The 11,846-nt window shown below is 39.3% G+C and carries 13 protein-coding genes; 2 read left to right on the top strand and 11 right to left on the bottom strand.

Annotated features, from left to right (window positions below):
- Positions 1-918 (top strand): hypothetical protein (locus Q0L68_RS10220; protein ID WP_296702541.1); only part of this gene is annotated, 918 nt, incomplete at its 5' end.
- Between the two features lie 379 nt (positions 919-1,297).
- Here Q0L68_RS10220 and Q0L68_RS10225 read toward each other — a convergent pair.
- The 9 genes from Q0L68_RS10225 to lpdA form a co-directional block, all read right to left on the bottom strand.
- On the bottom strand, positions 1,298-2,560 hold the full coding sequence (locus Q0L68_RS10225) for a replication-associated recombination protein A (RefSeq protein WP_296702545.1): 1,263 nt from the start codon (positions 2,558-2,560) through the stop codon (positions 1,298-1,300).
- 93 nt (positions 2,561-2,653) lie between these two features.
- The gene (locus tag Q0L68_RS10230) at positions 2,654-2,956 is read right to left on the bottom strand and encodes a type II toxin-antitoxin system RelE/ParE family toxin (RefSeq protein ID WP_296702548.1); all 303 of its coding nucleotides are present in this window, start codon (positions 2,954-2,956) and stop codon (positions 2,654-2,656) included.
- Positions 2,944-3,126: a hypothetical protein gene (locus tag Q0L68_RS10235; RefSeq protein ID WP_296702550.1), complete on the bottom strand. Its 183-nt coding sequence runs from the start codon at positions 3,124-3,126 to the stop codon at positions 2,944-2,946. The genes Q0L68_RS10230 and Q0L68_RS10235 overlap by 13 nt, the downstream gene beginning before the upstream one ends.
- 69 nt (positions 3,127-3,195) lie before the next feature.
- Entirely contained in the window at positions 3,196-4,209 is a 1,014-nt protein-coding gene (locus tag Q0L68_RS10240; RefSeq protein ID WP_296702552.1) for a GntG family PLP-dependent aldolase, read from the bottom strand.
- Positions 4,206-5,168, bottom strand: a complete 963-nt coding sequence (locus tag Q0L68_RS10245; RefSeq protein WP_296702554.1) for a glycerophosphodiester phosphodiesterase family protein — start codon at positions 5,166-5,168, stop codon at positions 4,206-4,208. The genes Q0L68_RS10240 and Q0L68_RS10245 overlap by 4 nt, the downstream gene beginning before the upstream one ends.
- On the bottom strand, positions 5,158-5,616 hold the full coding sequence (locus Q0L68_RS10250) for a DUF2721 domain-containing protein (RefSeq protein ID WP_296702557.1): 459 nt from the start codon (positions 5,614-5,616) through the stop codon (positions 5,158-5,160). Before Q0L68_RS10250 ends, Q0L68_RS10245 begins: the two co-directional genes overlap by 11 nt.
- Positions 5,617-5,724: 108 nt before the next feature.
- Positions 5,725-6,552: an anti-sigma factor gene (locus tag Q0L68_RS10255; protein ID WP_296702560.1), complete on the bottom strand. Its 828-nt coding sequence runs from the start codon at positions 6,550-6,552 to the stop codon at positions 5,725-5,727.
- Positions 6,552-7,085 (bottom strand): RNA polymerase sigma factor, encoded by a 534-nt coding sequence (locus Q0L68_RS10260; RefSeq protein WP_296702563.1) that lies wholly within the window; start codon positions 7,083-7,085, stop codon positions 6,552-6,554. The genes Q0L68_RS10255 and Q0L68_RS10260 overlap by 1 nt, the downstream gene beginning before the upstream one ends.
- A 94-nt stretch (positions 7,086-7,179) precedes the next feature.
- Entirely contained in the window at positions 7,180-8,577 is a 1,398-nt protein-coding gene (gene lpdA / locus Q0L68_RS10265; protein WP_296702565.1) for a dihydrolipoyl dehydrogenase, read from the bottom strand.
- A 291-nt stretch (positions 8,578-8,868) separates the two neighbouring features.
- On the opposite strand from lpdA, the gene fabG reads away from it, so the two are divergent.
- Entirely contained in the window at positions 8,869-9,615 is a 747-nt protein-coding gene (gene fabG / locus Q0L68_RS10270; protein WP_296702568.1) for a 3-oxoacyl-[acyl-carrier-protein] reductase, read from the top strand.
- Between the two features lie 123 nt (positions 9,616-9,738).
- On the opposite strand, the gene pruA is transcribed toward fabG, so the two are convergent.
- On the bottom strand, positions 9,739-11,373 hold the full coding sequence (pruA, locus tag Q0L68_RS10275) for an L-glutamate gamma-semialdehyde dehydrogenase (protein WP_296702573.1): 1,635 nt from the start codon (positions 11,371-11,373) through the stop codon (positions 9,739-9,741).
- An 83-nt stretch (positions 11,374-11,456) separates the two neighbouring features.
- Positions 11,457-11,846: HAD-IA family hydrolase (locus tag Q0L68_RS10280; RefSeq protein WP_296702574.1), on the bottom strand; the 390-nt coding region annotated here is incomplete at its 5' end.

The raw sequence follows: 11,846 nt of genomic DNA on the forward strand, positions 1-11,846 counted from the left end.
GGTCCAGCAGGAGCCGATGGACAAGATGGAGCCCCTGGAATAGATGGACAAGACGGAGCAGACGGAAATTCTGCATATGAAGTCGCCCTTGCCAATGGATTCACAGGAACCGAAGTAGAATGGTTAGCATCACTTGAAGGGGCTGATGGGGAATATGTTATTTTCCAGCCTCAACAAGCAAATTCAGTTAGTTCTTCCGGGGCTAGGACATTGATAGTTGATTTTTCGGACCAATCGGGAAATGTAAGTGTTGGTTCAATATTATTCGTCAACAATGCCAGTACAACAGCCTCAGGTTATGTTCGGGTCGTAAGTAAAGAAACTGTTACTGGCATTGATGTTTTACTTGTTGAGTGGGTTGAATCCAATGAAAATGCAACGGTTGAATGGACTGCTTCAACAGAAATTATTCTGGCCGGACCGGAAGGACCTGGGGGGCCAGACAATCAGCAATTGACCTTTACTGCTTCTACCGGTGAGTTAACAATTGAAAATGGAAATACAGTAACTATTACCGACACCGATGCCACTAACGAACTGATCACTTCAGGTACTCTTAATGGAACTAACCTTGAAATCGTCGATGCAGGTGGAACTACCACAATAGACCTCTCTCCCCTAACGACCATAGAAGCTGGCCCTATAAAAGCCTTTGGAAAAGTAGCTCCAGATGGAACGGCTGTTAAAATTTCTGGTGCTACTGTATCTAGTGCCTTAGATGGTGTATATGTAATTGTATTTACCACACCAAGGCCCGACGGAGACTATATTATTCAACTTACTGGTAAAGATTTCGCAAGTCTTTCCTATGACTCTCAGGATGAAACTGGATTTACTGTTATTTCGGCAGGCAGTGGTGGTGGTGGTGGTGGTAACCGTCGACCTGTTGAGTTTATGTTCAATGTTATCGATCCATAAAAATTCTATAATTTCTTGATATCCGACAAGCAGTAGGGAAATTATAATTAAGTTTTTTTAGCTTTTTTCTAAAACTCATAAAGTCCGTTTTGCAAAAAATAAATGCAAAACGGACTTTTTTTGAAGGGAGATTAGGAAGGACTTGGTGGAATATAAATAATGTGTATATCCGCAATTCTACCAGTAAGGAGACTAATGCAATACAAAATAAGCTCAACTGTAAATTTTAGGCTGCTTCGGTCTTCGGTCATCGGTCTTCCGACCAGATAAGCAAAGAATTTAAGGTGACTGGCATCATTGCGGATAATCATATAAATAAAATAGTTTTAAATCCCCAAAAACAGTAACGAAGTCTTTTTATCGAACTTTAAAACTTTATTTAATACCCATACTTTCCTTCCCATTTCCCCTTCAAATACCTTCTTAGCTCATTCTCTCTAGCATTGTCTCCTGGATCATATAGCTTTAGATTTTTGATTTCTTCAGGCATAAATTCTTGGGCGACAAAGTTGCCGGGAAAATCATGGGAGTATTTGTAGGCCTTGCCATAGTTCAAGTCTTTCATCAACTTGGTTGGAGCATTTCTTAGGTGAAGTGGGACAGATAAATCTCCTTTTTCCCGAACTAAAGCCTGAGCCTGATTAATCGCCATATAGGAAGCATTACTTTTTGGAGAGCTCGCCAAATAGGTCACGCATTGGGATAGAATAATCCTTGATTCAGGATAACCGATCAATTTTACCGCCTCAAAACAATTGGTAGCCAAAAGGAGCGCATTCGGATTGGCATTGCCTACATCTTCAGAAGCCAAGATCACCAATCGACGGGCAATGAATTTCACATCTTCTCCCCCTTCAATCATACGAGCCAACCAATAGACTGCCGCATTGGGATCTGAACCACGAATTGATTTGATAAATGCTGAAATGATATCGTAATGCTGCTCGCCAGACTTGTCATATAGCGCCACTTTTTGCTGGGCTATCTGCATTACCTTTTCATCAGTAATGACACAGGGATCTTCGTTTATTCCATCAATAACGATTTCCAAGAGATTTAAGAGTTTCCTTCCATCTCCACCAGAGATTCGTAGCAAAGCGTCAGTTTCCTCTAGTTTAACATCCAATTTTTTCAGGTCTACATCCTTTTCCAATGCCTGATGGACCATGGCTTCCAATTCATTTTTACCCAATGAATTGAGAGTAAAAACCTGGCATCTGGAAAGCAAAGCGGCATTGACTTCAAAAGATGGGTTTTCTGTGGTAGCTCCAATCAATCGAATAATTCCTTTCTCCACGGCTCCAAGTAGCGCATCCTGTTGCGATTTATTAAAGCGATGGATCTCATCAATAAAAAGCACTACCCCCATCTGAAACTTAGCCTTTTCGATGACTTCGCGGATATCCTTTACCCCGGAACTGATAGCCGAAAGCGTGTAGAATGGAGCTTTAATTTCATTAGCAATGATATTGGCAATGGTGGTTTTTCCAACTCCAGGAGGTCCCCAAAGAATTAGAGAGGGTACATTACCCGACTTGATCGCTTTAAATAAAAATGAATTGGGGGAGGATAAATGCTCTTGGCCAATCAGATCTTCCAATCGGATAGGACGCATTCTTTCTGCCAGCGGAGTATTGTTCATTTTTCAGAATCTAAATTCAAAAGCCAAGATACGGAGAAAAGAAAAAAGGCCTTACATGGCCTTCATTAATGACATTTTTTGTCAAATTAATAACTATTCAAATATAGAAATATTAGTAAGTGGTTTTGAACTAATATGGACAGTGATAATACATATGTTTGATAAATCAACAATTAAATAAATAATCCTAAACTGCTTAAAAAGCACTTCTCTTATGCTTTTATTACCTAGTTCAGGCACAATTCTGCCAGATTCAGGAAAAGTTGAAATTAATGTCTCTTTCGAAAAAATCTGATCAATTAGCTTGTCAGCAAATTTCGGAGATAATGGCAAGTAATATTCCCTAATTGAGTAGACATCTTCTATTTCTTGCTTCGCCCACTTTATTTTGACCATTCTTGAATCATCTTTTTAGCTTCTTCAGAAGTATAAGATTCATCTTTATTCGCTTGGCCAATTCCAATTTCAATTTTGTTTAACAGCAAAAGTTTATCCATTAAGTCATCAATTGAAAATTCCTTTGGCATACTTTTTACAGCTTCCAACACTTTTTCTCTCGTAATCATAGATTTATCTTTTATGAAATATAAGTATTCAAAACGAGAAATAGAATGTTAAAGGTTCTCAAAAAATCTTTACAAATCTGATATCCTCTTCCTAAACTCTTCCAGCTGATCATCATCGAAATCATGATGGGTAACAAATCGAACTAAATCAGGCCCAAATTTGACTGCTTTAATACCTTTTTCATTTAGTTTTTTCAAAAAGAACTCAGGAGTAATCCCATCCAATCTGGCAATGGCAATATTCGTTGCTACCGGTAATACCTCTGGCACAAAAGATTTTTTCAATAGCATTTCTCCCAACGTTCTGGCTCGAGCATGATCTTCTTTCAAACGATCAATGTGATGATCTAAGGCATAAATTCCTGCAGCTGCCAAAAAACCTGCTTGGCGCATTCCTCCACCCATTACTTTCCGGATTTTTCTAGCTCTTTTAATATCTACCTTCGAACCCAATAATACTGAACCTACAGGGCAACCAAGCCCTTTGCTCAAGCAAATGGAAATCGTATCAAATTGTGCTCCCCATTCGGATGGATTTTCTCCAGTTTCCACTAAAGCATTAAAAAATCTAGCACCATCCAAATGAAGCTTTAACCTATATTCTTCACAGACTTTCTTAATTGGAATCACTTCATCCAAGGTATAAATACTTCCACCGCCCTTATTCATGGTATTCTCCAACGAAACCATAGTAGTTTCGGGAGCATGAATATCATCTGGGTTGATGGATGCTCCTACTTGGGAAGCTGTTATTTTCCCTAAATCTCCCTCCAACAATTTCACTGATGCCAAGGAATTTGCCATAATGCCTCCACCCTCATACAAGTAAATATGAGAGTATTTATGACAGATTACCTCTGTTTGAATTCTGGTATGAAGTCGAATTGCGATTTGATTTGTCATTGTTCCGGAAGGACAAAAGAGTGCCGCTTCCTTTCCGAAGATGCCCGCAATTTTTTCTTCCAGAGCCAAAACAGTGGGATCTTCACCAAAAACATCATCTCCTATTGGAGCTGAAAACATGGCTTCTCTCATCCCTTGGGTTGGCTTAGTGACAGTATCACTACGTAGGTCAATGATCATTTTTTGAAATACTTAGATTTAGAACTTTGTGATGGACTTAGGGTTTTTATTGCTTTGGCAGCTTCTATGGGTCGATCAGTTGCCAAAATATCAGCTCCATTTTGTATAAAACTGGCGTAAATCTGATCTACTCGGGCTTCTGCACTTTGATCCAAATTACCCAAAACTCCCAAAATAGTGAATACGCCTCTCTCGTGTAATGCTTGATTAAACTCTCTTGGCCTTTCCGCAACCCCAGTAAATGCAATAACCCTCGTCCAAGGGATTCCGGTTTCGTCCATTCGCTTAATTTCCTCCATATTTCTGATAGTCACAGAAAGCATCACATCCGGTGCCAAATAATGGAGCTTTTTCGCTGCTGGGAAAGTGTAGGAAATTAATGCAGCATGGCCTTCAGAGCCGGTTTTTCTAACAGCCTCAATGATCTTCTCGAATGGAACTGATCGCTTGATATCTACAGTCAAAAGTGCTTTGCCTTTGGACCAAAGCAAGGCTTTTTCCAAAGTTGGAATTTTAAAAGAAGTCAATTCTCCATTTAAATCTTCCAGATAAAGAGATTCAATGTATTCAAAAGTAACCTCTTCCACTTTCCCTGTTCCATTGGTGGTTCTGTCCAATTCATCATCATGCATCAAAACCAAAACTGAATCCTTGGTCATCGCCACATCCAATTCTATGATGGCTGGGGTATCTTTTAATACATTTTCAAATGTCTCGATTGCATTTTCTGGAAATCCGGGGTACGGTCCTCCACGATGAGCCGAAACCATCGGGATTCGATCTGCTGACCAAGTATAAAAATCTGTCGCAGTTCCAATTCCTTCTAAATCAATGTAATTGCCGGTTTTTTCCCGACTTAATAAAGCAAGGTTAGAGGTATCATTCTCTTGACTCGACTCTGATGTACAAGCACTGATAAAAATGAGGAGGAGTACAAAGTAGAAAAATTTATTTCTCATCCTTTTTTCCTTCTTTTTTGAAAATAAAATCCAACCCACTACTTCTCTTATTAAATATTTCCTCCATGTCTTTTAACTCCAGATTTAGTGCTTTTGTGGATATCTGAATTTCGATTAATGAAATCAAAAGTGAAACCAGCAATGAAGCCATACTTCCTACAAATACCCAGTTAGCTGCTACAGTGTAACCTCGAAAAAGCAAATACATACAAACGATGCACAATAAAAAACTAAAAACCCCAAAGAGCTGCATGTTTTTGATGAGCGTAAGACGTCGCCTTAGATTATGGATTTGCTCCACGATGATTTCTTGATCCGGTCCTTTGATATAGTTTTTATGCAGCCCACGGATTAGGCTGGCAATCGCCAAAAATCGATTGGTAAAAGCCAGCATCAATAAAGTAATTGCTGAAAAAAGTAAGGCTGGTGTTGAAAGTTGAAGTTCCATAGGTTTTATAAAGCTGCTTAAAGATCACTCAAAATTCCTGAAATGAAAAAAGCCTGTCCTTTTCAGAACAGGTCTATTTCAAATTATTTAATTCTCAATTTAATTTTCTTAAGCAACTTCCCCCAATACCACTAATTTTTCCAGTGTAGGAGATTCTGAGCCACCTTTTGGTTCAATAGTGATGGCAAAAGCTCCTGCTTGAGCTACAGCCTGCATTTGTTGCAACGTAAATTTCTCGCCTGGATTTACCAGACCAATTCCTATCGGACCGTCATCTCCAATCGCCCAAAGTTGATAGTCAAATTCATCACTCAATGAGTTTAGATTATTCACAGCTACAAAGACCTCATTGGCACCTTGATCCCAGAAGACATCTACTTTGGCATCTTTCTGCATCTCAAAGCCTTCTCCTTTCATCTCCACCCGCTTATAATCACCAGCGACGATTTTATCGAGTTGTGAATCCTTTTGCTCGTAATCCAATTTGACCTGATTCAGATTATCTGCCATTACATTTTGCTCTTGCATGAGAGCCGTGAATTGCTGATCTCTCTCATAAAACTTATTCGCATAGAATAATGCCGTTGCAGATGCAAGGATTGCGACAATGGAAGCTGCCACTGCAAAAGGTTTCCAAGGAGACATTTTCACCACTTTCGCTCCCACTGATGCAGGAGTTGGATTAGGTTTTGATGTTTCTTCTTTTCTAAATTCTGATTCCAAACTGGAAAAGATATTATCTTTTACCCTCGCGGAAGGCTTACTCCCAGTCAGCTCATCAAAGGCAAACATAGCCTCTTCCAGCTCATCCAGTTCTTTTTTGATTTCAGGATATTGCTTTGATAAGGCCAGAACCTCCTCACGCTCCCGCTCATTGAGCTCTCCCAGAAGGAAAAGCTCCAATTTGCCTGATGCTATGTATGATTGAATATCCACTAGATTCTGTCTAAATTCTTTTTCAAAACTTGTAATGAAGCTCTCACTCGAGACTTGACGGTTCCGAGAGGAATTTCAAACTCCTCCGAAATTTCCGAATGGGTATATCCTTTAAAGTAAATATACTCAATAATAAAACGCTGATCTTCATTGAGTTGATCCATCAACTCCCTGACCCCAATGGTATCTGTCTGTTCTACAGTCCCTGATTTGCTCTCCATTCCATATACGAAGTCATCAATAGTGTTGGTCTTACTGGATTGTGAAATTTCTTTTGACCTCAGTTTATCAATCGCTGAATTCCTGCAAATATTGGCCATCCAAGTATATAATCTGCCTTTTGATTCATCATAGAAATCGATTTTCTTGATGATTTTAACAAAAGAATCGTGAAAAACCTCTTCAGCAATATCTGAATCATGAACGATCCTCGAAATTACCGCAAAGAGTGCACGTGAATACTTCTCATAAAGATAATCCGTGGTTTTTCTGTCTTTTGCCCTAAGCCCGGCTACTAATTGTTCTTCCTCCAATAGTTGGTAGTTTACATTGGGTTTCCCCTAAAAGTAAAACACAAGACCGAATGTTTTCAGTCTTGTGTCTTTTATTTTTATAATAGCTTATTTTTTATAAATGAATCACTTCATCATAAGCTGCAGCTGCAGCTTCCATCACTGCCTCAGACATGGTGGGGTGAGGGTGAACAGTTTTGATCAATTCATGACCGGTTGTTTCAAGCTTGCGAATCGCCACGATCTCTGCAATCATCTCAGTGACATTGGCTCCAATCATATGCGCACCAAGCAACTCCCCATATTTCTTATCAAACACCAATTTTACAAAACCATCTTTTGCACCAGCAGCTGATGCTTTTCCAGATGCAGTGAATGGGAATTTACCAATTCTCAATTCATATCCTGCTTCTTTTGCTTTTGCTTCAGTCATACCAACGGAGGCAATCTCTGGAGAGCAATAGGTGCAGCCCGGAATATTTCCGTAATCCAAAGGATCTGGAGAATGTCCTGCAATTTTCTCTACGCATATGATACCTTCTGCAGATGCTACGTGTGCCAATGCCGGACCTGGAATTACATCCCCAATGGCATAATATCCTGGCATATTTGTTTTGTAGTATTCATCTACCTTGATTTTGCCTTTGTCAACCAAAATTCCCACATCTTCCAATCCAATATTCTCTAGATTTGAAACCACGCCTGCTGCAGAAAGCACAACATCACATTCTAAAGTTTCTTCTCCTTTTGATGTCTTAACGGTCACTTTACAACCAGTACCTTTCGTATCTACCGCAGTAACTTCAGAAGAAGTCATGATGGTCATTCCGGATTTTTTATAGATTTTCTCCAAAGCTTTGGATACTTCCACATCTTCCACTGGCACAATTCTATCCATGTATTCTACGATAGTCACTTCTGTGCCGATAGAAGCATAAAAATAAGCAAACTCAACTCCAATTGCTCCAGAACCCACTACAACCATTTTTTTTGGTTGCTTCTCTAATGTCATTGCTTTTCTATATCCGATGATTTTTTTATCATCGATTTTCATTGATGGTAATTCACGGGAACGCGCACCAGTCGCTATAATAATATTGTCCGCCGAATAGACTGTCTTCTTTCCATCTTTATCGGCTACTTCAACTTTCTTTCCAGCCTGAATTTTACCCCAGCCAGAAATGACTTCAATTTTATTTTTCTTCATCAAAAAAGTAACGCCTTTGCTCATTCCATCTGCCACGCCCCTACTACGCTTTACCATTCCTTCGAAATCAGCCTTTGCCTCTTTTACTGAGATCCCATAATCAGCTGAATGATTGATGTATTCAAAAACCTGTGCACTTTTCAACAATGCTTTGGTTGGAATACAGCCCCAGTTAAGGCAAATACCACCGAGCTCCTCTGCTTCTATGATAGCAGTTTTCAAACCGAGTTGGGAAGCACGTATCGCAGCCACATAACCACCTGGCCCGCTACCTAACACAATCAAATCAAATTTGGTCGAAGACATATCTAAATATTGGATTAAAACGAATTGAAACTATGCAAAAATAGACCTTTTGGCTTCAGAAAAAAATTTGTTGTAGTCTCCAAAAATGTAAATGATTCCGTAATAAGCGTTCAAAAAGATTTCAGAAAAAAGAGAATTCTACCAAATCTGATAATACTTTAATTTTATTTTACAAAATCAATTTTTCAAAGAAAATACAATGGAAGAAGCGTAAAATCCAAAAGCCTTTGCTTTTCAAATCGGAAACTTTGGGTTTTTTTCTAATTTTGGCAAAACAAAATTTTAGAACCAATGGGATTACTTTCGGGAAAAACAGCTTTGATCACCGGTGCCTCTAAAGGAATCGGAAGAGCCATTGCGATCAAATATGCTCAGGAAGGCGCCAACGTGGCCTTCACTTTTTTATCCAGTGTAGAAAAAGGCCAAGCACTTGAGGGTGAATTGGCTGCTTTTGGAATAAAAGCAAAAGGATACCGATCTGATGCTTCCGACTTCAAAGCCGCTGAGGAATTAGTCAATAGTGTTGTTGCCGATTTCGGCGGATTGGATATTTTGATCAATAATGCCGGAATCACCCGAGACAATTTATTGATGAGAATGACCGAGGAATCTTGGGATGAAATCATGAACGTGAATTTAAAATCCTGCTTTAACACCGTCAAAGCCGCAACCCGTACCATGATGAAAGCGAAAGCTGGATCCATCATTAACATGACTTCAGTGGTAGGCGCTAAAGGAAACGCCGGCCAGGCAAATTACGCAGCGTCCAAAGCCGGAATCATTGGCTTCACCAAATCCGTAGCTTTAGAATTAGGTTCTAGAAACGTACGTTGTAATGCTATTGCTCCAGGGTTCATAGAAACTGAAATGACAGATGCATTGGATGAGAAGACTGTTCAAGGCTGGAGAGAAGGAATCCCAATGAAACGGGGAGGAAAAGCGGAGGAGGTAGCTGATGCTTGTGTATTCTTAGGCTCAGAGATGAGTAGCTATATTTCAGGTCAGGTGCTGCATGTCAATGGAGCGATGTATACCTGATAGATTTGAGACATATGAATTAAGATATAAGATTTAGGAAAAAATTGCGGCTGAAGAGATTCAGCCGTTTTTTTTTCTCTGAGGTGTCATTTCGAAGGAGGGACACCTCAGAGTTCAAAAATATCAATCTTTTCCTAAGAAAGGATATCTATAATCCTCTGGAGAGACAAATGTTTCTTTGATGGTACGAGGAGAAACCCAACGAAGTAAGTTGATCATAGAACCTGCTTTATCGTTTGTTCCTGAAGCTCTTGCACCTCCAAATGGCTGTTGACCTACTACCGCTCCAGTAGGCTTATCATTGATATAGAAGTTTCCAGCTGCATTTTTCAACTTGGTCGTTGCCAATTCAATGGCATAGCGATCCTGAGAGAAAATAGCACCTGTTAAAGCATAAGGACCAGTTTGATCTACTAATTCTAATGCTTCCTCAAAATGCTCTGAATTGTAAACATAAATCGTCAAAACTGGACCGAAAATTTCCTCGCACATTGTAGTGAACATAGGATCTTGAGTCAATATAACGGTAGGCTCGATAAAGTAACCTTCAGATTTATTAAAGTTGCCTCCGGAAATGATTTCAACACCTTCAGCATCTTTTGCTTTAGTGATATAATTCGAAATTTTATCAAAAGCTTTCTCATCAATTACTGCATTGATAAAATTGGTAAAATCTTCAGTTCCACCCACGGTCATTGTGGCAAGATCTTCTAACATATATTTCTTAACATCCTCCCAAATATTAGATGGGATATATGCTCTAGAAGCGGCAGAACACTTCTGTCCTTGATATTCGAAAGCTCCTCTAACCAAACCGACTGCAACCGCTTTTGGGTTTGCTGACTTATGAGCAATTACAAAATCCTTCCCTCCGGTCTCACCTACAATTCTTGGGTAGGATTTGAATTTATTGATATTGGCCCCAATTTCTTTCCATATATGCTGGAAAACGCCCGTAGATCCAGTAAAATGGATACCTGCAAAATCAGGATGCTTGAATATAATATCTCCGGCAACTGGACCTTCAACGTAAATCAAATTGATGACACCATCAGGAACACCCGCTTCTTTAAAAACTTCCATCAAGACATTCGCAGAATAAATCTGGGTATAGGCAGGTTTCCAAACAATCGTATTCCCCATCATCGCGGCTGAGGTAGGAAGATTACCTGCAATAGCAGTGAAATTGAAAGGAGTTAAGGCAAAAATGAAACCTTCGAGCGGACGCTGCTCTAATCTATTCCATACACCATTTCCTGATACAGGTGGTTGCTGAGCATAAATTTCAGTCATATACTTTACGTTGAAACGCAAAAAATCAATGAATTCACATGCTGCATCAATTTCCGCTTGCATGGCATTCTTGGATTGACCCAACATGGTCGCTGCATTAATTTTTGATCTATAAGGACCTGCGATCAAGTCTGCTGCTTTTAAGAAAATGGCAGCCCTTTGCTCCCATGCCATATTTTCCCAGGCATGTTTTGCTCCTAAAGCTGCATTGATTGCCTGCTCTACATGAGAAGCATCTCCTTCATGAAAATAACCAAGAATATGTTTGTGATCATGAGGAGGAGACATTGGATGTTTATTACCTGTTCTAATTTCCTCTGAACCAATGTACATTGGCACATCAACTTGCATCGCTCTTGCTGTTTTAAGAGCTGCTTGCAATTCCTTTCTTTCCGGACTTCCGGGAGCATAAACTTTTACCGGCTCGTTTACCGGATTGGGAACATTAAAAAAACCTTTAAGCATGATATCTGGGGTTATGATTTTCTGTTGTTGGCAAAGATAACCAACAGGATTTTATTGACTAGTTATTTTGGTAACAAAAGCATTTACAATATACTTTCCAATTCTTTGAGGTGGGAAATGGTATAAGTTGGATTTATTTCAGTTTCTTTTCCATCAGGATTAAAATAAACCTGATCAATTGATGCATTTTTTGCACCCAAAATATCCGAGTTTGGATTATCTCCAATCATGATACATAACTCTGGGCTTGTCTCTAATTGTTCCATCGCATGATGAAATATCCTTGGATCAGGTTTTTTGTGGCCGGTTGTTTCCGAGGTGACAATTAAATCAAAATATTGATCCAAACCGGATGATTTCATTTTCTTCGCCTGAGATTCATTAAAACCATTTGTAATCACATGCAGCGGATATTTCTTTTTCAAATAAGTCAAAATCTCATTTGAATATGGAAATACATGTGGTTTGGAGGA

Source organism: Algoriphagus sp., from assembly GCF_024642405.1.
In the GTDB taxonomy this organism is placed as follows: domain Bacteria; phylum Bacteroidota; class Bacteroidia; order Cytophagales; family Cyclobacteriaceae; genus Algoriphagus.